Source organism: Streptomyces araujoniae (assembly GCF_050871195.1).
Lineage (GTDB): Bacteria > Actinomycetota > Actinomycetes > Streptomycetales > Streptomycetaceae > Streptomyces > Streptomyces bacillaris.
Map to the genome: position 1 here is coordinate 5,553,917 of NZ_CP194070.1, position 23,157 is coordinate 5,577,073.

Sequence of the window (23,157 nt, forward strand, 5' to 3'; positions counted from 1 at the left end):
CGCAGCGGTACGGGGCCCGGCCCGGGGGTGGGGCGGTGCGTCAGTCGTCGTCGCGGTCGTCGTTCCGGTCGTCCGCGTCGTCGCGGTCGTCCCGGTCGTCGTCCCGGTCCACCGTCACCTTGCCGGTCTTGGCGTCGACCTTCAGTTCGTGCTGCCTGCCGTCCTTGCCGGTGATGTCGACGTCCCAGCGCAGGACGTTGCCCCGGCGGCCGTCGTCGTCATCGTCATCGTCGTCCAGGTCGATCGAGGTGATGCGGCCCGGGGCGGTCTTCAGGGCCGCGTCGGCCGCCGCGTTCAGGGTGACGGGGGCCGAGCGGGGGGCGTGGCGGTCGCGGTCGTCGTTGTCGTCGTCCTGGCGGGTCTTCAGGACCTTGCCGGTGGTGGCGTCCACCGTGACGTCGTGCCACTTCTTGTCGGAGCCGTGGACGTCCAGCTCCCAGACCGTGCGGCCGCCGTGGTCGTCATCGTCGTCGTCCAGCTCGGCCTCGGTGACCGTGCCCGGGACGCTCTTCAGGGCCGCCGCCACCGCCTGGTCCAGCGTGATGGCGGTGGTGCCGGTACCGGTCCCGGTGGCGGGGGAGCGGTCGTCGTTCCGGTCGTCGCGGTCGTCGTCGCGGTCGTCCGTGTCCCGGCCGGTCGTCGTCGGCTGCTGGGTTGTCGTGGCCGGGCGGCGGTCGCCGTCGTCGTCCGCGAAGGCCACGGTGGCGGCGGCCGTGCCGCCGATCAGGACGGCCGCGGTGATCGCTGCGATGGTGGCGTTGCGCTTCATGAGGTTCCTCCCCGAGAACTGCGTGCTGTTCGACGGGTTCCACACTGCCGACCGCTTGCTGAACGCAGCCTGAAGCCACCTGAAGGCGTCTTCAGGTGGAGTTTGCGAGGCTGTGCGCATGCGCCTGTTGATCGTGGAGGACGAGAAGCGTCTCGCGGTGTCCCTCGCCCGGGGACTCACCGCCGAAGGTTTCGCCGTGGACGTCGTGCACGACGGGCTCGAAGGGCTGCACCGCGCGAGCGAGGGCGGCTACGACCTGGTCGTCCTCGACATCATGCTGCCCGGCATGAACGGCTACCGGGTCTGCGGGGCCCTGCGCGCCGCCGGGCACGAAGTGCCGATCCTCATGCTGACGGCCAAGGACGGCGAGTACGACGAGGCCGAGGGGCTCGACACGGGCGCGGACGACTATCTGACCAAGCCCTTCAGCTATGTCGTTCTCGTCGCCCGGGTGCGGGCCCTGCTGCGGCGGCGGGGCGCCGGGACCGCCGCGCCCGTGCTGACCGTCGGCACCCTCCGTATCGACACCGCCGCTCGCCGGGTCCACCGGGGCGAGGACGAATGCGCCCTCACCGCCAAGGAGTTCGCGGTCCTGGAGCAACTCGCCCTGCGCGCCGGACAGGTGGTCAGCAAGGCGGAGATCCTGGAGCACGTCTGGGACTTCGCCTACGACGGCGACCCGAACATCGTGGAGGTCTACATCTCCACCCTCCGCCGCAAGTTGGGCGCCGCCTCCATCCGTACGGTGCGTGGCGCCGGCTACCGGCTGGAGGCGGGATGAGGTCCGTACGGGCCAGGGCCGCCATCGGCGCCACCCTGGTCGTCGCCGTCGCCCTGGTCGCCGCCGGGCTGGCCGTGCTGCTCGTGCTGCGGGACAACCTGATCGGGCAGGCGGACCTCCAGGCGGAGGTGGCCGCCCGCGAGGTGGCCGGGCAGCTCGCCCTGGACACCCGGTTCGAGGATCTCGACCTGGACGACGCGGAGGACCACCCGGTCCAGGTGACCGACGAGGAGGGGCGGGTGGTCTTCGTCTCCCAGGGGCTCCAGGCCGTCTCCGGGACCCGTTCGCCGGGCGTCAGCCCCGTACCCTCCGCCTCGGTGGGCGCCACCGCCTCGCCCGACGACGACGATGACGATGACGACGACGGGGACGACGGCCGGCGGCCCGCGCGCGGCGAGGTCTCCTCCGACGACCCGGACCTCTCCGACGGCACCGCCACCGTCGACGGCAAGCACGCCGACTACCGGTTCGCCGCCGTCGAGGCCACCACCTCCGCCGGTATCACCCTGACCGTCCACGCGGGCGCCCCGCTCGCCCCCGAGCAGGAGGCCGTCGACACCGTCCGCGGGGCCATGCTCACCGGGCTGCCGGTCCTGCTGGCCGTCGTCGCCGGGGTGACCTGGCTGGTGACCCGGCGCGCGCTGCGGCCCGTCGAGGGCATCCGCCGCGAGATGGCCGCGATCACCGCCTCCGAGGACCTGGCCCGCCGGGTCCCGGAGCCCGACTCGCGCGACGAGATCGCGGCGCTGGCCCGCACCACCAACGAGACGCTCACCGTCCTGGAGGCGTCCGTGGAGCGGCAGCGGCGGTTCGTCGCGGACGCTTCCCACGAGCTGCGCTCCCCGATCGCCTCGCTCCGGACCCAACTGGAGGTGGCCGAGGCCCACCCGGAGCTGCTGGACCTCCCGGGCGCGGTCGCCGACACCGTACGCCTCCAGGTCCTGGCGGCCGACCTGCTGCTCCTCGCCCGGCTGGACGCGGGGGAGAGGCCGGGGACCGCCCGGCTGGAGGTGGGGGCGCTCGTCCGCGAGGAGGTGTCCCAGCGGGCGGCGGACCGGATCCCGGTGACGGTGGAGGTCACGGAGGAGGCGGCGTACGAGGTGAACGGGTCGCGCGGGCAGGTGGCCCGGGTGGTCGGCAATCTGCTGGACAACGCCCAGCGCCATGCCGAGGGGCTCGTCGCGGTGTCGGTGGCGGCCGACGGGCGCGGCGTGCGCGTGGAGGTCCGCGACGACGGGGCGGGCGTTCCGGAGGACGAGCGGGAGCGGATCTTCGAGCGGTTCGTCCGGCTGGACGACGCCCGCAGCCGCGACGACGGCGGCGCAGGTCTCGGCCTCGCCATCGCCCGCGACGTGGCCGCCCGCCACGGCGGGACCCTCACGGTCCACCGCGCCCCGGAGGGCGGCGCCGCGTTCCGCCTGTGGCTGCCCCGGGCGGCGTGAGCGGTGCCGTCACGCGGGGGCGCCGGTGACTGGTGCCGTACGGAGTCGCCCGGCCGCCGGTAGGCAGAGGCCCGCACGGGAGCACGGAGTCCTCGCGCGGGGGCCCGCGCCGGGTCCGCCGGCGCCGTACGGAGTCGCCTGAACGCCGTCAGGCAAGGGGCCGGCGCGCAGTCGACCGGAGCCGTCACGCGGGGCCCGCGCCGGGTGACCTGAGCCGTACGAACCGCCCGTCCGCCCCGCCCCGTACGGACCGGTCGGCGCCGACGCCCCTACGGCTTGCCCCGCCGCCCCCTCAGGTGCTCCGCGATCGGGGTCAGCGCCGCGTGCAGCTGGTCCAGGGCCTCCGGGGAGAGCAGGTCCATGAAGTGGTTGCGCACCGACTCGACGTGGTGCGGGGCGACCTTGCGCATGGTCTCGGCGCCGTGCTCGGTCAGGACCGCGTACAGGCCCCGCCGGTCGGACTCGCAGTGGGTGCGGCGGACCAGGCCCGCCGTCTCCATGCGGGTGATCTGGTGCGAGAGCCGGCTCTTGGACTGCAGGGTGGCGGCGGCGAGGTCGCTCATCCGCATCCGCTGGTCCTCGGACTCGGAGAGATTGACCAGGATCTCGTAGTCGTTCATGGTCAGGCCGAACGGCTGGAGGTCCTTCTCCAGCTGGTGCGTCAGCAGCCTGCTGACGTCCAGGTGGGTGCGCCAGGCGCACTGCTCCGTGTCGCTCAGCCAGCGGGTGGCCGTCTCGGTCTCCATATATGGATTCTACCTAAGAAGTTGAAAGCCGGACGAAATTAACGGGTGTGACGGCGGGCACCCCGGGGGGACCGGAGTGCCGACGGGCGGGGCCGGGGAGGCGGCGGGCCTGTTGGCAAGGACCGACAGCTGGGCGCAGACGTTCGACGTCACACTCCGCAGCCTACCGCTCACAAGCCGAAGCGACGCTGGAGGTCCCCCAGCTGGCCGGGCATGCGCGGTGTGGATCCGCCGCCCGGAACGCCCGGTTCGCTCGGTACGGCACCCGTCGCCTGCTCCGCCATCAGTGCCTCGCTGGACTGCATGAGCACCGTGCCCGCGCCCACGAACTCGAACTGGTGCTCTTCGCCCGAGGTGCCGCCGATGCCCGTCAGTGACCGGATTCCGCCCATCACTCCCGTCAGGTAGCCGTGGTCGTAGTGGTGGCACGGCGAGGGGCAGTCGGCCCACCCCACCAGCGCCTGCGGGTCGACCCGCAGCGGCGGCTCCATGAAGACCACCGGCCCGTTCGACGCGGCCACGAACTTCCCCGTACCGATCAGCGTCACGAACCCGGGCACGATCGACTGCTTCAGCGAGAGCGCCGGGTCGAACGCCAGCAGGTTCCCCGACCGGATCGTCAGGTTCCCGTCGTCCAGGTCGAAGGAGTTGACGTCGAAGGCCCGGTCCGCCAGCAGCATCTTCCCGCTGCCCTCGGCCACCACCCAGTCGCTCGCGTGCAGCGGCGAATGGAAGCTGGTGCGCACCAGCCGCTCGAAGCGGCCGTGCCCGATGCCGTCGAAGGCGATCTGCCCGTAGTAGGCGATCATCTTCCCCTTCTGCAGGAACCACCGGCTCCCCTTCAGCTCCACGCAGAAGGTGTAGGAGTTGACGTTGTCGTCCGACGGCAGCGTCATCGGATCGAAGATCACAGGGGTGCTCACGACTTCTCCTCGATCGGCTTCTCCCCGACGGTCACGGGCGCGCTCACAGCTTCTCCTCCGAGGCCTGGACGTACACCGCGCCGCTCCCGCTCAGCTCCAGCTGGAACGCCTCGCCGGAGCCGCGCCCCACCATGTCCCGCCAGCCGAGCGCGGTGGAGAGCTTGTTGCGGACGTCCCCGTGGTGGGCGACGTAGGCCTGCGGGTCGACGTGGATGTCCCGGCCCGGGGTGATCGGCAGCTCGATCACCCCGCCGTGCGCCATCACCGCGACCGCGCCGTGGCCCGTCAGCGTCGTCGTGAACAGGCCCTGGCCGGTCACCTGGCCCCGGACCATGCCCATCACCCCGCCCTGCGAGCCCATGAACATCGTGCCCTGCTGGAGGGAGCCGTCGAAGGCGAGGAGCCGGTCGGCCTCCACGTACAGGGTGTCGCCGGCCAGGTTGATCACCTGGATGTGGTGGCCGCCGTGGCCGAACAGCACCGTGCCCGACCCCTCCACCGTCATCAGCGGGGTCGCCTCGCCCGCCACCCGGCGGCCGATCATCGAGGCGAAGCCGCCCTGGCCGCCCTGGATGTTCGGGGTGAAGGACACCTCGCCCCGGTAGGCCAGCATCGCGCCGCGCTGGCTGAAGAGCCGCTGGCCCGGGGACACCAGGGCCTCGACCATCTTGGAGTTGATCTCCCGGAACGGCATCAGATATCGCCCCCGACGGTGTTGCGCTCGCTCGGCTGCACGTAGACCAGGCCGTCGCCCTCGAACCGCATCTGGAACGCCTCGCCCGAGCCCTCGCCGATCAGCGTCCGGAAGTTCACCCCGCTCTGGAGCTGCTGGCGCAGATTGCCCTGGTGGGCGATGTACGCGCCGGGGTCGACCATCAGCGGATACTGCGGGGTCACCCGCAGCAGCACCGCCTCGCCCTCCGACATGATCGCCGCCTGGCCGGTGCCCTCCACCGTGGTGGTGAAGAGGCCGTTGCCGCTCGCCCCGCCGCGCAGGCCGGTGAACGTGGTGCCCGTGCGCAGCCCGGAGTCGGTGGCCAGCAGGTTGCTCGCCTCCACGTACAGCTTGTCGCCGTGCAGCGCGACCAGGTTGATCTCGCTCGCCCGGTCGGCGAAGTAGCAGGTGCCCTGCCCGGACACCTCCATCACGGCCATCTGCTCGCCGGTCAGCCGGCGGGTCACCATCCCGCGGAGCCCCTCACCGCCGCCGGTCATCTTCTTGAAGGTCATCCGGCCGTCGTACGCGACCATCGAGCCGTTCTTCGCCTTGACGGCATCGCCCGTCAGATCGACGGCGAGCGTCTTGCTGCCTTGGAGTCGGAACATCGCCACGCGACGAAGGTAGCCGCCCGGCCGCCGCCCGGACCAGGTCCTACGGAACCGTTACGTCCCTGATGCCCCCCTGATGCGCACCTGGACCGGTCCTGGTGATGCGTACCCGGACCGGCCCTGATACGCGGCGGTCCGCGCGACCGGTTGTGCGGCGGTACGTGCCCGCGGGGGAGGAGCGGCCCCCGGCGCCGGGGGCCGCCCGGCGCGATGCCACAATGGAGGCGGCTTGTGCCCGCGTTCACAAGCCCGTGCGGCCCTTTCCCGCCCACACGACCCCCTCCACCGAAGGTGCCCCTGTGGACATCAAGACCGCTTCCGCCCTGCACCGGCTGCGCCTCATCTCGCTCCCCGAGGCGCTCTCCTTCCCGGCCCTGCTGATCTTCGGCTCGCTGCTCATGCGGGTCTCGGACATCGACTTCCTGATGCCGCCCCTCGGCATGATCCACGGCATCCTCTTCACGATCTACGTGGTGTTCCTGCTGGACGTGTGGATCAAGGCCAAGTGGCCGCTCAAGCGCGTCGCCTTCTTCTTCCTCCTCGCCGTGATCCCCTTCGGCGGTCTCTACGGCGACAAGCTGCTCAAGAAGTACGAGGCCGACGGCGTCATCGCCGCCCGCGCCCGCCGCGAGGGCACGGTCAGCGCATGATCGTCGCGTTCTCGGTCTCCCCGCTCGGTGTCGGTGAGGACGTCGGGGAGTACGTGGCCGACGCCGTGCGGGTCGTACGGGAGTCGGGTCTGCCCAACCGGACCGACGCGATGTTCACCTCCGTCGAGGGGGAGTGGGACGAGGTCATGGACGTCGTCAAGCGCGCCGTGGCCGCCGTCGAGGCCCGCGCGGGACGCGTCTCCCTGGTACTGAAGGCCGACATCCGGCCCGGTGTCACCGACGGTCTGACCTCGAAGGTCGAGACGGTGGAGCGCTATCTTGCCCCCTGACGGCCCGTCCGCCGCCCACCGCCCCGCGTTCACCCGATAAGCCCCCGGCGCCACACGGCCGGGGGCTCTTCCGTTCCCGGGTCGAAAACCGCTCACTCGGACCTGCCGGGTCGACACGGTGAAACATGTCCCCTTCTGTAGGGGTATCCACCTGTTCGACAGTAGGAGGGCACCGGTGCGGTCGGAGGGCTACGACTACGACACCTACAGCCGGCTCGCGGGACCGCTCACCGAGCCGGACCCCGAGGGATACCGGGTGCGGTACCGATCCCTGCTCTCTACGGAGAAGCACCGAATAAGGGCCGTCCTCCTGATGACGCTGGCCCCGGTCCTCACCGCCACCCTGATGCTCTACCTGGTCTGGCCCACCCACTGGACCGACCGGGAGAACGGGGAGCGCTGGCTCGTCGTCGCCGACACCGCGATGCTGGTCTCGATCGGCCTGATCGGGCTCTTCATGCTGGTCAACGTGGTCTCCATCGCCCACGCGACGCTGGTCGCCCGGGACCCCGTACCCGTCACGCCCGAGCCGGGCACCCGGGTCGCCTTCCTCACCACGTACGTCCCCGGCAAGGAACCGCTCTCCATGGTGCGCGCCACCCTGAAGGGCGCGGTGCGCCTCACGCACTCCGGACCGCTGGACATCTGGCTCCTGGACGAGGGCGACGACCCCGCCGCCCGGATGCTCTGCGCGGAGCTGGGGGTGCACCACTTCACCCGGCGCGGGGTGCCCGAGTGGAACCGCAGGAAGGGCGCCCACAAGGCCAGGACGAAGCACGGCAACTACAACGCCTGGATCGCCCTGCACGGAGACGACTACGACTTCTTCGCCTCCGTCGACACCGACCACGTGCCGATGTCCAACTTCCTGGAACGGATGCTGGGCTACTTCCGCGATCCCGACGTCGCCTTCGTCGTCGGACCGCAGGTGTACGGGAACTACGACTCGGCCGTCACCAAGGCCGCCGAGTCGCAGCAGTTCCTCTTCCACGCCCTGATCCAGCGCGCGGGCAACCGCTACGGCGCCCCGATGTTCGTCGGCACCAACAACGTCGTCCGCGTCGCCGCGCTGCGGCAGGTCGGCGGCCTCTACGACTCGATCACCGAGGACATGGCGACCGGCTTCGAGATCCACCGCCGCCGCAACCCCGCCACGGGGCGCTACTGGCGTTCCGTCTACACCCCCGACGTGCTGGCCGTCGGTGAGGGGCCCGCCTCCTGGACGGACTTCTTCACCCAGCAGCTGCGCTGGTCGAGGGGGACGTACGAGACGCTGTTCAAGCAGTACGCCAAAATGCTCTTCCGGGTGCCGCCCGGCCGGCTCCTCAGCTACACGCTGATGCTCGTCTACTACCCCATGACGGCCGTCAACTGGCTGCTCGGCGTGGGCAGCTGTGTGCTCTTCCTCTGGTTCGGGGCCTCCGGCACCCAGGTCGCCGCCTCCATCTGGCTGATGCTCTACAGCGACGCGGCGGCCCTCCAGATCGGCCTCTACCTCTGGAACCGGCGGCACAACGTCTCCCCGCACGAACCCGAGGGCTCCGGCGGTCTCGCCGGGATGGCCATGTCCGCGCTCTCCGCGCCGATCTACCTCAAGTCCCTCGGCTCGGCGCTGCTGCGCACCGACGGGCGGTTCGTCGTCACCCCCAAGGGGGGCCAGGTCTCCCCGGACCGGCTGCTCACCTTCCGTATCCACCTCTTCTGGGCCGCGGTCCTGCTCTCCTCGCTCATCGCCTCCGTCTATCTGGACCACACGCATGTGGCGATGCGGACCTGGGCCACGCTCGGGCTCGCGATCGCCCTCTCCCCGGTCGTGGTGTGGGTCTGGACGGAGTGGAAGGACCGGCGTGAGCGTGCCCGCAGCACCGTCCCCGCGTCCGCGCCCGCGGCCGCGCTCGCACCCACCCCCGTACAGCCGCTGCCGGAGGCCGCGTTCGTCACCACGACGACCGCCGCCGCTCCCACCGCCCCGGCACCCGGCACCGCGACGGCCGGGACCACCGCCACCACCACCGCAGGAGGGAACTGACCCATGGCCTACCGGCCTTCGAAGAAGATGAGGAAGACGCTCCTGGGCGGCGGCGCGGTCGTCGTGCTCGCGGGGCTCAACGCGCCGGCGGCGCTCTCCTTCGCGGAGGACCAGTACCACGCGTACAAGATCGCCCAGCCGAAGTACAAGGCGCGGTACGGCTCCTGGGAGCAGGTCGAGATCCCGAAGGAGTACCGCACCAACGCCATCCACGCGGCGCTCCTGCACACCGGCAAGGTGCTGATCGTCGCGGGGTCGGGCAACGACCAGAAGCACTTCGACGAGGGCACCTTCGACACCGTGCTCTGGGACCCGGCGAAGAACACCTTCCAGAAGGTCCCCACCCCGGAGGACTTCTTCTGCAGCGGCCACGCCCAGCTCCCGGACGGGCGGCTGCTGATCGCCGGCGGCACCGCCCGCTACGAGGTGCTGGACGACAAGGTGCAGCGGGCCGGTGGCGGGATGCGGGTGAAGAACGAGAACCCGGACAAGCCGCTGAAGCTGAAGAAGGGCACGGTCTTCCGCTCGCCCTCCGGGGCCGAGTACGTGGCCAAGTTCGACGTCACCGTGCCCAAGGCGAAGCGCGAGTTCGAGGTCACGTACTTCAAGAGCGGCCAGATGAAGCCGTGGAAGACGAAGGTGACGGCGGCCGAGCAGCGGGTCTTCGTGGAGGCGGTGAAGGACGGCCCGGAGGCGGTGGCGACGAAGGCCGCCCAGTACGAGATCGTCGGGCTGAAGGGCAAGGAGGCCGACAACTCGTACGGGCTCGCCGAGAAGATCACCATGGACAAGCAGGACTTCCAGGGGATCAAGGCCGCCTACGAGTTCGACCCGACGGCGGAGAAGTACATCAAGGTCGACCCGATGAAGGAGGCCCGCTGGTATCCGACGCTCGTCGGCCTGGAGGACGGCCGGGTGCTCTCGGTCTCCGGCCTCGACGACGTGGGCGCGATCCTCCCCGGCGACAACGAGATCTACGACCCGAAGACCAAGAAGTGGACCAAGGGCCCCTTCCAGTACTTCCCCACCTACCCGGCGCTCTTCCTCACCAAGGGCGGCAAGCTCTTCTACCCGGGCGCCAACGCCGGTTACGGACCGGCCGACAAGGGGCGCGACCCGGGGATGTGGGACATCGAGAAGAACACCTTCACCAAGATCCCCGGGCTGACCGACACCGACCAGCTGGAGACGGCGGCCTCGCTGCTGCTGCCGCCCGTGCAGGACCAGAAGGTGATGGTGCTGGGCGGCGGCGGGGTCGGTGAGTCGAAGAAGTCGACCGCCCGCACGGCCGTCATCGACCTCAAGGAGGCCAGCCCGGCCTTCAGGGCGGGACCCGATCTGCCGCAGGGCACGCGCTACCTGAACAGCGTGATCATGCCGGACGACACCGTCTTCACCAGCGGCGGTTCCGAGGACTACCGGGGCCGCGGGGACAGCAACATCCTCAAGGCGCAGTCCTACGACCCCAGGACCAACACCTTCGAGGAGGCGGCCGAGCCGACGATCGGCCGGAACTACCACTCCGAGGCGCTGCTACTGCCCGACGGCCGGGTCGCCACCTTCGGCTCCGACTCGCTCTACGGGGACAAGGACAACACCAAGCTCGGCAAGTTCGAGCAGCGCATGGAGGTCTACACCCCGCCCGCCCTGCACCGGGCCAAGGGCGAGCGGCCGGTGATCGGGGCCGGTCCGCAGGCGGTGGAGCTGGGGAAGACGGTCACCTTCGAGACCGGTGACGCGGACCGGATCGCGACGGCCCGGCTGATGCGGCCGAGCGCGGTCACGCACACCACGGACGTGGAGCAGCGCTCCATCGAGCTGACGCTGAAGAAGGGGAAGGGCGAGGTGAGCGTGACCGTGCCGGACGACGCCACGCTGGTGCCGCCCGGCTGGTACATGCTCTTCGTGACGGACACCGACGGCGTCCCGTCGGTGGCGAAGTGGGTCAAGGCGTCCTGAGCCCGCGCTCCTGCGGGCCAGACGTTCCCGCGCCGCCCGGCGAGCGGTACGTCAGGGACTGGCCGGGTCGACCCCGTAGCGCAGGGGTTCGCTCGCCACGCGCGGATCGCGCCGGTAGACGTAGAGCGCGTCCGCCCGGGCGCCGCCCGCCGGTCCGTCCAGCTCGCAGGGGTAGGTGATCTGCACGACGGAGGGGCGGCCGGCGACCCGTATCCGGGTGCCGTCCGCGGGGCCGCCGACGAGTACGGCGGCCTCCTGGGTGGGTTCCGCGGCGGCGGACGCCTCTTGTGCCCGCCGCCGTTCCTGGGGTGTGGTGGTGTGTGCCCTGGCTTCGTATCCCATGGCAACACTTTAGAGCTTGCGCAATCTTTGAACTACGGTGCCACGGGTCCCGGGCCGCTCAGGACGTGGCGCGGGAGGCCAGCCCCAGCGCGTACTCCGGCCACCAGGTGCCCGCCTCCGGGCCGCCCCGGCAGGTGCCGTCCGACTCGCCGGGCCGCTTGATCCACAGGTAGGCGTCGAGGCGGTCGTCGCGGGTGTCGGTGGTCGGGGGCGTGCCGAGCGCCCGGCCCGGCGGGTTGCACCAGGCCTCGGCGCGGTCGCCGGTGAGGGGGCCGCCGCCGTTGCGGCTGGTGTCGATCACGTAGTGCGCGTCGCCGAGGGAGCCGGAGAGGAGGGCGCCGTACTCCTTCACGCTCGCGTTGGACTGGAAGTTGGAGACGTTGAGCGAGAAGCCGTCGGCCCGGTCGATCCCGGCCCGGCGCAGCGGCTCCGCGATCTTCTCCGGCTCCACGATCCAGTCCGGGTTGCCCGCGTCCAGGTAGACGGTGGTCCGGGCCCCGGCCTTGAGCGTGTCCACGGCCTCGGAGAGCAGCTGGTAGCGCTCGGCGTGGTGCTCGGGCGGGGTGCAGCCGTCCGCGATGTGGGGGAGCGCGTCGGGCTCCAGGACCACGGTGGCCGGGGCGTCCCCGATGGCGTCCGCGAACTCCCGGATCCAGGACCGGTAGGTGTCCGCGTCCTTGGCGCCGCCCGCGGAGTAGAGGCCGCAGTCGCGGTGCGGGATGTTGTACGCGACGAGCACGACGGTCTTCTTCGTGCGGGCCGCGTCCTTGGTGGCCGCCACGATCTCCGGCCCGGGCGCGTCCCAGGCGGGCCAGAGCGCCACTGGCCGGTCCGCGATCCGCCGCAGCGCCTTCGCGTCGTCCTTCCGTCCCTCCCGGTCCCAGGCGCGCACCTGGCGGGCGGCGTCGCTGTCCGGGTCGACCCAGTACGGGGAGGCCGCGCTCGGCGCCGGTTCACCGCGTACGGGGTCGGCGTCGGCGGCCGTCGGGCTCGGGGAACCGGGCGTCGAGCACCCGGCGGTGAGAGCGGCCGCGAGCGTGGCGGCGGCAAGGGCGGAGAACAGGCCGAAGCCTCTGGACATGGTTCTACGGCCGGACATCCAGCCCCCTCGGACGGCGGTGGCTCACGGATACGGGACGCCGCACGGCGGGCAGGCGTCGGGGTCGCCTGAACACGCATACGGAAACGTGAATAATCGTGGCATACCGGTCACCGGGAGTGGCGCCGCCACACCATCCGCCACCGGGCGCCGCTCAGGTGGCGGCGGCCAGCGCGATCCCCAGCGGCGTCCGCTCGTACAGCACCTGGTGTCCGTACCGCCGCGAGGTCAGCAGCCCCGCCCCGCGCAGCACCGACAGATGTGCCGACACGGAGGAGGGGGCGAGGCCGAGCCGGTGGGCCAGGACACTCGTGCCGGCCGGTTCGTCCAGCGCGCAGAGCACATCGGCCCGCACCCGGCCCAGCAGCCGGGCCAGAGTCTCCGGCGTCCGCTCCCCGGCCCCGCTCCACAGCCCGCCGATCCCGCGCGCCGGGTAGATCAGCCCCGGCTGCCACGGCTCCCGATGGCCGCCCACCACCTCGGGCCAGACGAAGACGCTCGGCATCAGCACCAGCCCCTGCCCGCCCAGCACCTGTTCGTGGTCGCCCCGGGTCCCCTGCACGGTGAGCGTCGCGCCGTTCCAGCTCAGCTGCGTACTCACCTCGCCCAGCAGCCCCGCCAGCCCGCCGTCCGCGAGCTTGCGCGAGTGGTAGGCGATGTCCGCCTCCAGCAGCGCCCGCAGCCGGGGCCAGTACGGCTCGATGAGCACCTGCCAGGCCCGCTCCAGCAGGTCGGCGATCTCCCGCACGGCCCGCGCCGGGTCCGCCAGCAGCCGACGGCCCGTCACGGACTCCCGGGCGCCGGGCCGCTCCGCCAGCGCCGCCTCCATGTCAGCCCGCGCCACCTCCGGATCGACCGCCCGCACGCCCGCGATCTCCTCCTCGAAGGTGGCGAGCGGTCCGATCGGCGGCGGGCAGATGAAGTCCGGGTTGTGGCCCCCGTCCGGCATCAGCAGCCAGAGCGGCTCCAGGGCGAGCGTCGCGGCCGCCGCACTGATCCGCCGCAGCCAGGGCAGGTGGTAGCCGTGCCGGTGGCGGCGGGCCAGGGTGCGGACCGCCTCCTGGGTCTCGACCAGCGGCGAGAGCGCGAACCGGCAGCGCAGCAGGTCGCTCTCGTCGAAGTGCAGCTGGAACGGCATACCGGCCCCCGCGTCGAAGATTCGTCCCCGGCCGAAAGTCTAGGGCGATCCACGCCCCGGCCCCAGGCTGCGGGTCATGTCCCAGGCGTCCTCCTCCGTCCTTCCCACCGGCTACCGCGCCGTCCTCGCCGTCCGCGAGTTCCGGGCCGTCTTCGCCGCGCACCTGCTCTCGCTCCTCGGCGTCGTCGTCAGCGAACTCGCCCTCACCGTCCTCGTCTACGACCTCACCGGCTCCCCGCTGCTCAGCGCGCTGACGTTCGCGCTGGGGCTCCTCCCGTACGCGGTCGGCGGGACCCTCCTCGCGGGCGTGGCCGACCGCTACCCGGCCCGCCGGGTCCTGGTCGTCTGCGATCTCGTCTGCGCGGTCTGCGTCGCCGCGATGCTGCTGCCCGCCACCCCGGTCGCCGGACTCCTCGCCCTGCGCTGTCTGGTCGCCGCGATCGCGCCGGTCTTCACCGGGACCCGGATGGCCGCGCTCACCGACATCCTGGGCGAGGGCGACCTCTACGTCCTGGGCCGCTCGCTCCTGCGGATCGTCTCGCAGAGCGCGATGCTCCTCGGCTTCGGCGCGGGCGGGGTGCTGCTCACCGTCCTCTCCCCGCGCGGGGCGATCACCGTCACCGTGGTCACGTTCCTCTGCTCGGCGGCCCTGCTCCGCCTCGGCACCCGTGACCGCCCGGCCCGTACGGCGTCCTCCGGGGGCGGCGCCACCCTGCTGGGGGAGTCGCTCTCCGGGGCCCGCCTGGTGCTCGGCAACCGCCGCGTCCGGGCGCTGCTCCTGCTCTTCTGGCTGCCCGCGATGTTCGTGGTCGCCCCGGAGGCGCTGGCCGCTCCGTACGCCGACGCGATCGGGGCCCCGCCCGCCGCCCTCGGGCTGCTGCTCTGCGCGATGGCGGTGGGGCACGTGGGGGCCGAGCTGTTCGTGGGGGCCGGGCTCCGGCCCCGTACCCGATCGAGGATCGTGCTGCCGGTCGCCGCCGCAGGGCTGCTGCCGCTGGTGGTGTACGCGGTCCGGCCGGGGCTGCCGCTCGCCCTCGCCGCACTCGCGCTGGCCGGGATGGGCGCCTCGTACGTCATCGGGCTGGACCAGTGGTTCGTGGACGCCGTACCGCCGGAGCTGCGCGGCCGGGCCATGACGCTGCTCACCGCCGGGCTGATGACGATCCAGGGCGCGGGCATGGCGCTGGCGGGGCTCGCGGCCGAGTTCTTCCCCGTGCACCAGGTGGTCGCCGGATCCGGAATCATCGGTACCGTCACCACGCTGCTCGTCGTCGCGGAGGTCCGCCGGACGGCCCCCGGACGGATGTCCGATACCGAAAGGCGAGACGGGGCTGACCGGCATATGACCAGTCGGTAAGGTCATTGCCGTGCCGAAGCCGCTCAGCCTTCCTTTCGATCCCATCGCCCGTGCCGAGGAACTCTGGCGGCAGCGCTGGGGGCCCGTGCCCGCCATGGGGGCGATCACCTCGATCATGCGGGCGCAGCAGATCCTGCTGGCCGAGGTGGACGCCGTCGTCAAGCCGTACGGACTCACCTTCGCCCGGTACGAGGCGCTGGTGCTGCTCACCTTCTCCAAGGCGGGCGAGCTGCCGATGTCGAAGATCGGGGAGCGGCTGATGGTGCACCCCACCTCGGTCACCAACACCGTGGACCGGCTGGTCAGGTCCGGCCTGGTCAGCAAGCGCCCCAACCCCAACGACGGCCGCGGGACGCTCGCCTCCATCACGGACAAGGGGCGCGAGGTCGTCGAGTCGGCCACCGAGGAGCTGATGGCGATGGAGTTCGGGCTCGGGGCGTACGACGCCGAGGAGTGCGCGGAGATCTTCGCCATGCTCCGGCCGCTGCGGGTGGCGGCCCAGGACTTCGACGAGGGGTGAGGGCGGCGTCCTCGTAACGGCGGGCCCGCGCGAAGATCGCCCCGGGCGCACGGTTACGCTCGTTCCATGAAACAGAACGTGCTCACCCGCTACCGGGTGATGGCTTACGTCACCGCCATCTGGCTGCTCGTCTTCACGGTGGCGATCATCGCGAAGTACGGGTTCGACACCGGCGACACCATGGTGATCTCCCAGATCCACGGCGTGCTGTTCATCGTCTACGTCATCTTCGCCTTCGACCTCGGCTCCAAGGCGAAGTGGCCGTTCGGCAAGCTCCTGTGGGTGCTGGCGGCCGGCTGCATCCCCTTCGCCTCCTTCTTCGTCGAGCCGAAGGTGAGCCGCGAGGCCCAGGCGCTGGTCGACGGGACCGCCCCGGCGCCCGCGAAGGCCTGACCGGTACGGCACCCCCAACCGCCCCGCGCGCAAGCGCCGGGCGGTTTGCCATCGACATTTACTAGGACGTCCTAGTAAATTCGAAGCATGGACGCTGACGCGATCGAGGAGGGCCGCCTCCGCTGGCAGGCCCGTTACGACAAGGCCCGCAAGCGTGACGCGGACTTCACCACGCTCTCCGGGGACCCGGTGGAGCCCGTCTACGGGCCCCGCCCCGGCGACACGTACGAGGGGTTCGAGCGGATCGGCTGGCCGGGGGAGTACCCCTTCACCCGGGGGCTGCACCCCACCGGCTACCGGGGCCGTACGTGGACCATCCGCCAGTTCGCCGGGTTCGGCAACGCCGAGCAGACCAACGAGCGCTACAAGATGATCCTCGCGGCGGGCGGCGGCGGCCTCAGCGTCGCCTTCGACATGCCGACCCTGATGGGCCGCGACTCCGACGAATCACGCTCGCTGGGCGAGGTCGGCCACTGCGGGGTCGCCATCGACTCCGCCGCCGACATGGAGATCCTCTTCAAGGACATCCCCCTCGGCGACGTCACCACCTCGATGACGATCAGCGGACCCGCCGTCCCGGTCTTCTGCATGTACCTGGTCGCCGCCGAGCGCCAGGGCGTCGACCCGGGCGTGCTCAACGGCACGCTCCAGACCGACATCTTCAAGGAGTACATCGCGCAGAAGGAGTGGCTCTTCCAGCCCGAGCCCCATCTGCGCCTCATCGGCGACCTGATGGAGCACTGCGCCGCCTCCATCCCCGCCTACAAGCCGCTCTCCGTCTCCGGCTACCACATCCGCGAGGCCGGGGCGACGGCCGCGCAGGAGCTGGCGTACACCCTGGCCGACGGCTTCGGCTACGTGGAGCTGGGCCTCTCCCGGGGCCTGGACGTCGACACCTTCGCCCCCGGGCTCTCCTTCTTCTTCGACGCGCACCTGGACTTCTTCGAGGAGATCGCCAAGTTCCGGGCCGCCCGCCGCATCTGGGCCCGCTGGATGAAGGAGACGTACGGAGCCAAGACCGACAAGGCGCAGTGGCTCCGCTTCCACACCCAGACCGCCGGGGTCTCCCTCACCGCGCAGCAGCCGTACAACAACGTCGTACGGACGGCCGTCGAGGCGCTCTCGGCCGTGCTCGGCGGCACCAACTCGCTCCACACCAACGCCCTGGACGAGACGCTCGCCCTCCCCTCCGAGCAGGCCGCCGAGATCGCGCTGCGCACCCAGCAGGTGCTGATGGAGGAGACCGGGGTGGCCAACGTGGCCGACCCGCTGGGCGGTTCCTGGTACGTGGAGCAGCTCACCGACCGGATCGAGGCCGAGGCCGAGAAGATCTTCGACCAGATCAGGGAGCGCGGCACCCGGGCCCACCCCGACGGGCGGCACCCGATCGGGCCGATCACCTCCGGCATCCTGCGCGGCATCGAGGACGGCTGGTTCACCGGCGAGATCGCGGAGTCCGCCTTCCGCTACCAGCAGGCCCTGGAGAAGGGCGACAAGCGGGTCGTCGGCGTCAACGTCCACCACGGCTCGGTCACCGGCGACCTGGAGATCCTCCGCGTCAGCCACGAGGTCGAGCGCGACCAGGTGAGCCAGCTCACCGCCCGCAAGGCCGCCCGGGACGACGCGAAGGTGAGCGCCGCGCTGGACGCGATGCTCGTCGCCGCCCGCGACGGCTCGAACATGATCGCGCCGATGCTGGACGCGGTCCGGGCCGAGGCCACGCTCGGCGAGATCTGCGAGGCGCTGCGCGAGGAGTGGGGCACGTACACGGAGCCGCCGGGCTTCTGAGCCGCGGCGCTCCCCGGCCTGCGGCACGTCCCCGCCCTGCGGCACGCTCCCCGGCCCGCGGCACGTCCCCGCCCTGCGGCACGCTCCCCGGCCCGCGCCGTGCTCGCGGGCCGGGGAGCGCCGCCGTCGTCCGGGCAGCCCCCGGCCCGCGCGGGCCGGGGAGCGGGCCGTCAGCCCGGCAGCCCCCGGCAGTACAGCGCGTCCGGCGTGCCCGCGCGGCCGATCGCCGTGGAGAAGGCGATCCCCGCCGCGTACTCGTCCGCCCGGCACTGCGCCTTGTAGAAGCCCGTCGCGTAGTCCCCGCCCTCGCCCGAGGACGGCCGGCTGTCGCCCCGGTCGTCCCACAGCGTGCGGCCGGGACCCGCGAGCGCGATCCGGGCCGGGGAGCACAGGACCGCCGACACCCGGTTGCCGCGCACGCTGTAGCCGGTCATGAACTGGCCTTCGGCGCACTGGTACTTGGTGAAGCCGCGCGCCCAGTCCGTGGTGACGCCCGCCTCCGACGTCACCGTGCGCAGCGCCCCCGGAGCCCCGAGGCCCGGGGCCCCGGCGTCGGTGCACAGCCCGCCCTGGCCGCGCTGGCTGATGCCGATGAGGCGCTGGTCGTCCGGGCAGGTCAGCTTGCGGGCGCCGCTGTCCCAGTCGGCCGCCGCCCGCAGCGAGCGGTTGGCGTCGGCGTGCGTGCCCTTCAGCATCGACCAGGTCCGCACCGGCTCCACCACGCCCTGACGGCCGGCGGCGGAGGTCAGCGCGCGCCAGGCGGCCGAGCGCCAGTCGTCCGGGTCCAGAACGCTGCGCCGGGCGCCGTCCGCGTCGTAGCGCAACAGCCCCCACTGGTTGCCCCGGTCGTTCTCGTGGAAGCCCACGACGGGCCAGTAGGCGAAGTCCAGGTCGTTCGCGACGAGGAAGTCCACGGTGTCGGTGAACCACGCCCGGTCCACGGCGCCGGCGTCCTTCGCCACGCCGAACTCGCTGATCCACACCGGTGCGGTGAAGTGCCGGTCGGGGGTGTTGGCCACATAGGCGGAGCTGCGCTGCATCTCGGCGAACAGCTCCGTCCGGCCCAGGTCGCGGTAGCGCGGATCGCTCGTCTCACCGATCCCGGTCGCGCCGCTGTGCCGGGGGCCGGTGTAACCGTAGTAGTGGGCCGCGTAGACCAGCTTGTGGGAGCGCACCAGGGTGTGCGAGAGGGTGGCGACGGGCTTGAGGTGGGGGCGGTCGCGCCAGAAGCCGTCCACCGGGATACCGGCCCAGTTGATGCCCTCGATCATGATGAGCAGCTCCGGATCGGCCTCCGTGAGGATGCGGTCGCCCGCCTCCTGTGCGGCGGCCGCCCAGTCGTGCGCGTCGCCGAGCCCCCAGTTGGGGTCGTCCCACACGTCGCGGCGCACCTCGTTGCGCAGATCGGCTCCGACCACACGGGGGTTGGAGCGGTAGCGCTTGGCCAGCAGCACCCAGTCGTCCACCCACTCCCGGGTGGTCTGGCCGCTGTTCCAGCGCTCGCTGCCGTCCACCCCGCAGCACCAGCGGGACGCCGTGCTGTGGTTGTTGAGGATCACCGCGAACCCGGCGTCGGTCAGCGCGCGCACCGCCCGGTCGAACACCTCCAGCGGGCGGAGGCCGTTGAGCTCCGGGTTGGCGGCCAGACCGGTGACCGGCCGGGTGTCGTCGATCATCTGGTTGGAGAAGGGCAGCCGTACGCTGTTGAGCCCCAGCTCCCGGAAATCGGCGATGATCTCGCCCATCGGTTTCCGGTCGAGCCCGAGCGGTGCCCGGCGTCCGACCTCGCCCGCGTGGTTGTTGGCCGGATCGTCCTCCGGTCCCGAGCCGTTCCAGGTGCCGCTGGAGCCGTGCCAGTTGCCGGACCTCAGTTTGAAGCGGCGGCCCTCCGCGTCCACGATCCACCGGCCCCGGGTGCTCAGCGGGGGAGTCCAGCCGGGAGCGGCGGCCGGTTCCGCCGCGGTGGCGACCGGCTCCGGCCGTTCCGGGCCGGCCGTGGCGGTGGTGGGGGAGAGCAGGGCGCCGGTCAGCAGAAGGACGAGCGGGGCCAGTAAGCGCGTACGCACGGGGCGACTCCTCTGGTCGGAAGGATCGCCCCGACCCTAGAGTCCGCACCGCCATTCTTGTAGTGCCCCTGCCAACACCGTCGAACGCCGCACGGCCGCCCTCCGGGCGACGACGGCAGTTCGACGACAGGCCCTAGCCCGGCCGCGCCCCCGAAAGCCCCAGCAGCAACAGCGTGGTGAACCCGCTCGCCCACGCGGCGTCCACCGGCTCGGCGCTCACCAGCATCCGGTGCACCACCGCACCCGCGATCACGTCGAAGATCAGATCGGCGGTGCGGTCCGCCACCCCCGCGTCCGGCTCGACGGGCAGTTCGCCCCGCCGCTGCGCGCGCTCCCGGCCTTCCAGCACCAGCCGCTTCTGCCGCTCCACGATCGAGTCCCGGATCCGCATCCGCAGCGAGTCGTCCCGGGTGGACTCGGCGACCACCGCCATCAGCGCCGTCCGGGTCTCCGGCCGCTCCAGCAGGGCGGCGAACTGGAGCACCACGCCCTGCACGTCGGCGGCCAGGCTGCCCCGGTCGGGGAGCTCCAGCTCGTCGAAGAGGACGGCCACCGCGTCCACCACCAGCTCGTTCTTCCCCGCCCACCGCCGGTAGAGGGTCGTCTTGGCGACACCGGCCCGGGCCGCCACGTCGCCCATGGTCAGCTTCGACCAGCCGAGGTCGACCAGGGAGGCGCGCGTCGCCTCCAGGATCGCGGCGTCGGCGGCGGTGGAGCGAGGACGCCCTGTCCGGGCGGCTCGGGGGTCGGTGCTGCTCATGATGCGGTGACCATACCGGCCGGTAGGCACGTCCGCTCCGGCCCGGGTTCCGTGAGACAGATCACCGGGAGGGCCTGTTCCGGCGGGCTGATCGGCAGTTACGCTACGGGTCGTAGCGTAAGGAAGGCGGCAGGCCCGCCCCCGTACGCCACGGAACGAACGAGCGACAGCCACCGGGGCCTTCGACAAGGCCCCAGGCGCCGGGTGGGGACCCGGAGCCGCACGGACCGGCCGGATGGGGATCCGGAAGGTCCACCGGGCCTCATCGGGGCCCGTCTCTGATCCACCGGGGTCTTTTCGGAGCCCCGCCGGGGTTCTTCAGGGCCCTGGGGACCGCCTTCGTCCGCCCGCCCGGCACACCGGCCGGTGCCGCGGACCGGCCCGGTTCCCGTATCGCTTTCCGGAACGGCGTGCTCAGGGGGGAGGATGTACGTATGCAGCCTAGGAACATGTCCATGAGCGGCGTCGTCGACCTCGCCGCTGTCAAGGCGGCCGGCGAGGCCAAGGCCAAGGCGGAGCAGGCCCGTGCACAGGCCGCCCGCACGGGGGGCGCCGGTGCCGTGACGCCCGCCGCCCTGGTGATCGACGTCGATGAAGCAGGCTTCGAGCGCGATGTCCTCCAGCGCTCGGCCGAGGTCCCGGTCGTCATCGACTTCTGGGCCGAGTGGTGCGAGCCGTGCAAGCAGCTGGGCCCCCTGCTGGAGCGCCTGGCCGTCGAGTACAACGGCCGCTTCCTGCTGGCCAAGGTCGATGTCGACGCCAACCAGATGCTGATGCAGCAGTTCGGCATCCAGGGCATCCCGGCCGTTTTCGCCGTGGTCGCCGGGCAGGCCCTCCCGCTCTTCCAGGGCGCGGCCCCCGAGGCCCAGATCCGCGAGACGCTGGACCAGCTGATCCAGGTCGGTGAGCAGCGCTTCGGCCTCACCGGGATCGCCGTCGACCCGAACGCCTCGGCGGACGCCGCCCCGGCCGAGGTGCCGGCCGGTCCGTACGACGCCCTGCTGGAGGCCGCCGCCTCCGCGCTCGACGCCAATGACTTCGGCGGCGCCGTGCAGGCGTACAAGAACGTGCTCACCGACGACCCGGGCAACCCGGAGGCCAAGCTCGGGCTGGCCCAGGCGGAGCTGCTCGGCCGGGTGCAGAGCATGGATCCGGCCGCGGTCCGCAAGGACGCGGCGGAGAAGCCGGACGACGTGAACGCCCAGATCGCCGCCGCAGACCTGGATCTGGTGGGCGGTCATGTCGAGGACGCCTTCGGCCGGCTCGTCGAGGCGGTCCGCCGCACCACGGGCGACGAGCGGAACACCGCCCGGCTGCGGCTGCTGGAGCTGTTCGAGGTGATCGGCCCGGAGGACCCCCGGGTCACCGCGGCCCGCACCGCGCTGGCGCGCGTCCTCTTCTGACCGGAAGCCGACCGGAAGCCGATCAGGGGCGGCCGGGAGGTGACCGGGGGCGCCGACCGGGCGCTGATGTTCCCGATTGTTCCGATATGACAAGACGGCCGTGATGCCCTTCGGGCAGCGCGGCCGTTTTGCCGTCCGGACGCCAAGAGTCGCCTCCGCTTTGCCAAATCTTAACAAAGCAACATGCTGTTACTCGGAGTAAGTCAAGGTGGTGGCTCTGTCCCGGTTCCAGGGATTTTCCCGCCATTTGGATGTCCCTTTCGTTCCACCCTGTGTGGCCGGTATGTGTCGTCCGGTCGCGGCTCGGTTATCGCGCCGTTACTGACAAGTAACGACCCCCCTTGTGCGGCGGCCCCGAATGCACCACGATCGGCCACGCTCGGTCCCATACCTCCGGTCCGGTCCCCAGCCGGTGCGGGAGGGTCTGATGGGTCCCCACCGAGTGGGCCGGCGGCAGTGGCGCCGGTCGTGGACAGGGGGGTTCCCGCCGACAGGCGGGGCCTGTCCGACCGGCCGCGCACACCGTGCGGCCGGTGGTTGTCGCTCGGGGGTGAACGCCGGTGGGGCGGATGCGGTACGCGTCTCCGTCCGCGGGCGCTCTCCTTCCCGAGGACGTAGAACTTCTCCCATCCCAGGACGGGTCCCGCACCCGACCGGAGATGTACGTCCGAGAAGAAGGAGCAAGTTATGAGTTCCCAGGTTCGCGGTGGGACGAGATGGAAGCGTTTCGCTCTGGTCATGGTGCCGAGCGTCGTCGCGACGGCGGCGGTCGGTGTCGGTCTTGCCCAGGGCGCCCTGGCCGCGTCGTTCAGCGTGTCCGGCCAGGAGTTCAAGGTCAGGACCGACCGGCTGGAGGGCAAGAACTTCGTCCAGTACGGCAGCGTCGCGACCGGCAAGGACCTCGAGGGCAAGGACGCGGTGCACGCGGTCGCGGTGTCGGGCTTCAGCAGCGCCACGATCACCAACATGTGCCAGTCGGTGGTCACGCCGAAGGTGCCCGTCCTCGGCAACGTCAGCCTTGAGCTGAGGGCCGGGACGAACCCCGACAATCCGGTTAGGGCCACCAACCTCTACCTGGACGTCTCCCAGCTCGACGCGGATGCCGAGTTCAAGAACATCGACATCGGTGTCGCGGCCGGCTCGCTGAAGAAGGACGGCGACCCGGAGGGCATAGGCATCCAGCCCGGAACGCAGGCGAAGAAGGAGGGCTTCGCGCAGCGCGCCGACGAGGCCGTCCTGACGAAGGTGAAGCAGACGGCGTGGGCGACCACGGCCGGCACCTTCAAGCTCAGCGACCTGAAGCTGAGGCTGCACACGGGCGACAAGAAGGAGTGCTTCTAGCACCCGCCCGGGTGGCCGGACCCGCGTCGGCG

The 23,157-nt window shown here is 71.6% G+C and carries 22 protein-coding genes; 12 read left to right on the forward strand and 10 right to left on the reverse strand.

Features of this window, described 5'->3' with window-relative positions; genetic code table 11:
* Window positions 1-40: 40 nt before the first annotated feature.
* The gene (locus ACQ9ZG_RS24095; RefSeq protein WP_109915313.1) at window positions 41-769 is read right to left on the reverse strand and encodes a PepSY domain-containing protein; all 729 of its coding nucleotides are present in this window, start codon (window positions 767-769) and stop codon (window positions 41-43) included.
* A 118-nt stretch (window positions 770-887) separates the two neighbouring features.
* On the opposite strand from ACQ9ZG_RS24095, the gene ACQ9ZG_RS24100 reads away from it, so the two are divergent.
* Together ACQ9ZG_RS24100 and ACQ9ZG_RS24105 are read left to right on the forward strand one after the other, a co-directional pair.
* Entirely contained in the window at window positions 888-1,550 is a 663-nt protein-coding gene (locus ACQ9ZG_RS24100) for a response regulator transcription factor (protein WP_109915311.1), read from the forward strand.
* A complete protein-coding gene (locus ACQ9ZG_RS24105; RefSeq protein ID WP_499281219.1) occupies window positions 1,547-2,992 on the forward strand; it encodes a sensor histidine kinase in 1,446 nt (481 codons plus the stop codon). Before ACQ9ZG_RS24100 ends, ACQ9ZG_RS24105 begins: the two co-directional genes overlap by 4 nt.
* Before the next feature lie 269 nt (window positions 2,993-3,261).
* Here ACQ9ZG_RS24105 and ACQ9ZG_RS24110 read toward each other — a convergent pair whose 3' ends face one another.
* The 4 genes from ACQ9ZG_RS24110 to ACQ9ZG_RS24125 form a co-directional block, all read right to left on the reverse strand.
* Complete coding sequence (locus ACQ9ZG_RS24110) at window positions 3,262-3,738, reverse strand: MarR family winged helix-turn-helix transcriptional regulator (RefSeq protein WP_028416406.1); 477 nt, start codon at window positions 3,736-3,738, stop codon at window positions 3,262-3,264.
* 170 nt (window positions 3,739-3,908) lie between these two features.
* Window positions 3,909-4,661, reverse strand: a complete 753-nt coding sequence (locus tag ACQ9ZG_RS24115; RefSeq protein WP_109916777.1) for an AIM24 family protein — start codon at window positions 4,659-4,661, stop codon at window positions 3,909-3,911.
* Window positions 4,662-4,704: 43 nt separating this feature from the next.
* Window positions 4,705-5,355: an AIM24 family protein gene (locus tag ACQ9ZG_RS24120; protein ID WP_019762249.1), complete on the reverse strand. Its 651-nt coding sequence runs from the start codon at window positions 5,353-5,355 to the stop codon at window positions 4,705-4,707.
* Window positions 5,355-5,987 (reverse strand): AIM24 family protein, encoded by a 633-nt coding sequence (locus tag ACQ9ZG_RS24125; protein ID WP_109916785.1) that lies wholly within the window; start codon window positions 5,985-5,987, stop codon window positions 5,355-5,357. The genes ACQ9ZG_RS24120 and ACQ9ZG_RS24125 overlap by 1 nt, the downstream gene beginning before the upstream one ends.
* A gap of 302 nt (window positions 5,988-6,289) precedes the next feature.
* Between ACQ9ZG_RS24125 and ACQ9ZG_RS24130 the strand changes: the two genes are divergently transcribed.
* The 4 genes from ACQ9ZG_RS24130 to glxA all read left to right on the forward strand — a co-directional run bounded on the left by ACQ9ZG_RS24130 (window position 6,290) and on the right by glxA (window position 10,918).
* Complete coding sequence (locus tag ACQ9ZG_RS24130; protein WP_018492223.1) at window positions 6,290-6,640, forward strand: DUF3817 domain-containing protein; 351 nt, start codon at window positions 6,290-6,292, stop codon at window positions 6,638-6,640.
* Window positions 6,637-6,930: an MTH1187 family thiamine-binding protein gene (locus ACQ9ZG_RS24135; RefSeq protein WP_018492224.1), complete on the forward strand. Its 294-nt coding sequence runs from the start codon at window positions 6,637-6,639 to the stop codon at window positions 6,928-6,930. Before ACQ9ZG_RS24130 ends, ACQ9ZG_RS24135 begins: the two co-directional genes overlap by 4 nt.
* A gap of 175 nt (window positions 6,931-7,105) precedes the next feature.
* The gene (locus ACQ9ZG_RS24140; protein WP_109916778.1) at window positions 7,106-8,959 is read left to right on the forward strand and encodes a glycosyltransferase family 2 protein; all 1,854 of its coding nucleotides are present in this window, start codon (window positions 7,106-7,108) and stop codon (window positions 8,957-8,959) included.
* Between the two features lie 3 nt (window positions 8,960-8,962).
* The gene (glxA, locus tag ACQ9ZG_RS24145) at window positions 8,963-10,918 is read left to right on the forward strand and encodes a radical copper oxidase GlxA (protein WP_109916779.1); all 1,956 of its coding nucleotides are present in this window, start codon (window positions 8,963-8,965) and stop codon (window positions 10,916-10,918) included.
* Between the two features lie 51 nt (window positions 10,919-10,969).
* Here glxA and ACQ9ZG_RS24150 read toward each other — a convergent pair whose 3' ends face one another.
* The 3 genes from ACQ9ZG_RS24150 to ACQ9ZG_RS24160 all read right to left on the reverse strand — a co-directional run bounded on the left by ACQ9ZG_RS24150 (window position 10,970) and on the right by ACQ9ZG_RS24160 (window position 13,497).
* Window positions 10,970-11,260 carry a hypothetical protein gene (locus tag ACQ9ZG_RS24150; protein WP_109916780.1) on the reverse strand — a complete coding sequence of 97 codons (291 nt, stop codon included), beginning with the start codon at window positions 11,258-11,260 and terminating at the stop codon, window positions 10,970-10,972.
* Between the two features lie 58 nt (window positions 11,261-11,318).
* Window positions 11,319-12,359 (reverse strand): glycoside hydrolase family 6 protein, encoded by a 1,041-nt coding sequence (locus ACQ9ZG_RS24155; RefSeq protein ID WP_109916781.1) that lies wholly within the window; start codon window positions 12,357-12,359, stop codon window positions 11,319-11,321.
* 154 nt (window positions 12,360-12,513) lie between these two features.
* A complete protein-coding gene (locus ACQ9ZG_RS24160; protein WP_109916782.1) occupies window positions 12,514-13,497 on the reverse strand; it encodes an ArsR/SmtB family transcription factor in 984 nt (327 codons plus the stop codon).
* Between the two features lie 76 nt (window positions 13,498-13,573).
* Between ACQ9ZG_RS24160 and ACQ9ZG_RS24165 the strand changes: the two genes are divergently transcribed.
* From ACQ9ZG_RS24165 to icmA, 4 genes are all read left to right on the forward strand, one after another.
* Window positions 13,574-14,854, forward strand: coding sequence for an MFS transporter (locus ACQ9ZG_RS24165; protein ID WP_109916783.1), 1,281 nt, complete (start codon window positions 13,574-13,576; stop codon window positions 14,852-14,854).
* 10 nt (window positions 14,855-14,864) lie between these two features.
* Entirely contained in the window at window positions 14,865-15,374 is a 510-nt protein-coding gene (locus ACQ9ZG_RS24170) for a MarR family winged helix-turn-helix transcriptional regulator (protein WP_026238266.1), read from the forward strand.
* Window positions 15,375-15,440: 66 nt separating this feature from the next.
* Window positions 15,441-15,767 (forward strand): DUF3817 domain-containing protein, encoded by a 327-nt coding sequence (locus ACQ9ZG_RS24175; RefSeq protein WP_032754883.1) that lies wholly within the window; start codon window positions 15,441-15,443, stop codon window positions 15,765-15,767.
* An 87-nt stretch (window positions 15,768-15,854) separates the two neighbouring features.
* Complete coding sequence (gene icmA / locus ACQ9ZG_RS24180; RefSeq protein WP_109916784.1) at window positions 15,855-17,555, forward strand: coenzyme B12-dependent isobutyryl-CoA mutase large subunit; 1,701 nt, start codon at window positions 15,855-15,857, stop codon at window positions 17,553-17,555.
* 170 nt (window positions 17,556-17,725) lie between these two features.
* Here the strand turns inward: icmA and ACQ9ZG_RS24185 are convergent, their stop codons facing one another.
* Window positions 17,726-19,621, reverse strand: coding sequence for a glycoside hydrolase family 5 protein (locus tag ACQ9ZG_RS24185; protein WP_499281220.1), 1,896 nt, complete (start codon window positions 19,619-19,621; stop codon window positions 17,726-17,728).
* 133 nt (window positions 19,622-19,754) lie between these two features.
* The gene (locus ACQ9ZG_RS24190; protein ID WP_109914802.1) at window positions 19,755-20,381 is read right to left on the reverse strand and encodes a TetR/AcrR family transcriptional regulator; all 627 of its coding nucleotides are present in this window, start codon (window positions 20,379-20,381) and stop codon (window positions 19,755-19,757) included.
* 434 nt (window positions 20,382-20,815) lie between these two features.
* Between ACQ9ZG_RS24190 and ACQ9ZG_RS24195 the strand changes: the two genes are divergently transcribed.
* A complete protein-coding gene (locus tag ACQ9ZG_RS24195; protein WP_109914801.1) occupies window positions 20,816-21,784 on the forward strand; it encodes a tetratricopeptide repeat protein in 969 nt (322 codons plus the stop codon).
* Window positions 21,785-22,471: 687 nt separating this feature from the next.
* Window positions 22,472-23,125 carry a DUF6230 family protein gene (locus tag ACQ9ZG_RS24200; protein ID WP_026238268.1) on the forward strand — a complete coding sequence of 218 codons (654 nt, stop codon included), beginning with the start codon at window positions 22,472-22,474 and terminating at the stop codon, window positions 23,123-23,125.
* The last annotated feature ends 32 nt before the right edge of the window (window positions 23,126-23,157 follow it).

Excerpts from the sequence above, each read along its gene's own strand:
- ACQ9ZG_RS24095 (WP_109915313.1), bottom strand. The coding sequence starts at position 769 with ATGAAGCGCAACGCCACCATCGCAGCGATCACCGCGGCCGTCCTGATC.
- ACQ9ZG_RS24100 (WP_109915311.1), top strand. The coding sequence starts at position 888 with ATGCGCCTGTTGATCGTGGAGGACGAGAAGCGTCTCGCGGTGTCCCTC.
- ACQ9ZG_RS24105 (WP_499281219.1), top strand. The coding sequence starts at position 1,547 with ATGAGGTCCGTACGGGCCAGGGCCGCCATCGGCGCCACCCTGGTCGTC.
- ACQ9ZG_RS24110 (WP_028416406.1), bottom strand. The coding sequence starts at position 3,738 with ATGGAGACCGAGACGGCCACCCGCTGGCTGAGCGACACGGAGCAGTGC.
- ACQ9ZG_RS24120 (WP_019762249.1), bottom strand. The coding sequence starts at position 5,355 with ATGCCGTTCCGGGAGATCAACTCCAAGATGGTCGAGGCCCTGGTGTCC.
- ACQ9ZG_RS24125 (WP_109916785.1), bottom strand. The coding sequence starts at position 5,987 with ATGTTCCGACTCCAAGGCAGCAAGACGCTCGCCGTCGATCTGACGGGC.
- ACQ9ZG_RS24135 (WP_018492224.1), top strand. The coding sequence starts at position 6,637 with ATGATCGTCGCGTTCTCGGTCTCCCCGCTCGGTGTCGGTGAGGACGTC.
- glxA (WP_109916779.1), top strand. The coding sequence starts at position 8,963 with ATGGCCTACCGGCCTTCGAAGAAGATGAGGAAGACGCTCCTGGGCGGC.
- ACQ9ZG_RS24150 (WP_109916780.1), bottom strand. The coding sequence starts at position 11,260 with ATGGGATACGAAGCCAGGGCACACACCACCACACCCCAGGAACGGCGG.
- ACQ9ZG_RS24155 (WP_109916781.1), bottom strand. The coding sequence starts at position 12,359 with ATGTCCGGCCGTAGAACCATGTCCAGAGGCTTCGGCCTGTTCTCCGCC.
- ACQ9ZG_RS24160 (WP_109916782.1), bottom strand. The coding sequence starts at position 13,497 with ATGCCGTTCCAGCTGCACTTCGACGAGAGCGACCTGCTGCGCTGCCGG.
- ACQ9ZG_RS24165 (WP_109916783.1), top strand. The coding sequence starts at position 13,574 with ATGTCCCAGGCGTCCTCCTCCGTCCTTCCCACCGGCTACCGCGCCGTC.
- ACQ9ZG_RS24175 (WP_032754883.1), top strand. The coding sequence starts at position 15,441 with ATGAAACAGAACGTGCTCACCCGCTACCGGGTGATGGCTTACGTCACC.
- icmA (WP_109916784.1), top strand. The coding sequence starts at position 15,855 with ATGGACGCTGACGCGATCGAGGAGGGCCGCCTCCGCTGGCAGGCCCGT.
- ACQ9ZG_RS24190 (WP_109914802.1), bottom strand. The coding sequence starts at position 20,381 with ATGAGCAGCACCGACCCCCGAGCCGCCCGGACAGGGCGTCCTCGCTCC.
- ACQ9ZG_RS24195 (WP_109914801.1), top strand. The coding sequence starts at position 20,816 with ATGCAGCCTAGGAACATGTCCATGAGCGGCGTCGTCGACCTCGCCGCT.
- ACQ9ZG_RS24200 (WP_026238268.1), top strand. The coding sequence starts at position 22,472 with ATGAGTTCCCAGGTTCGCGGTGGGACGAGATGGAAGCGTTTCGCTCTG.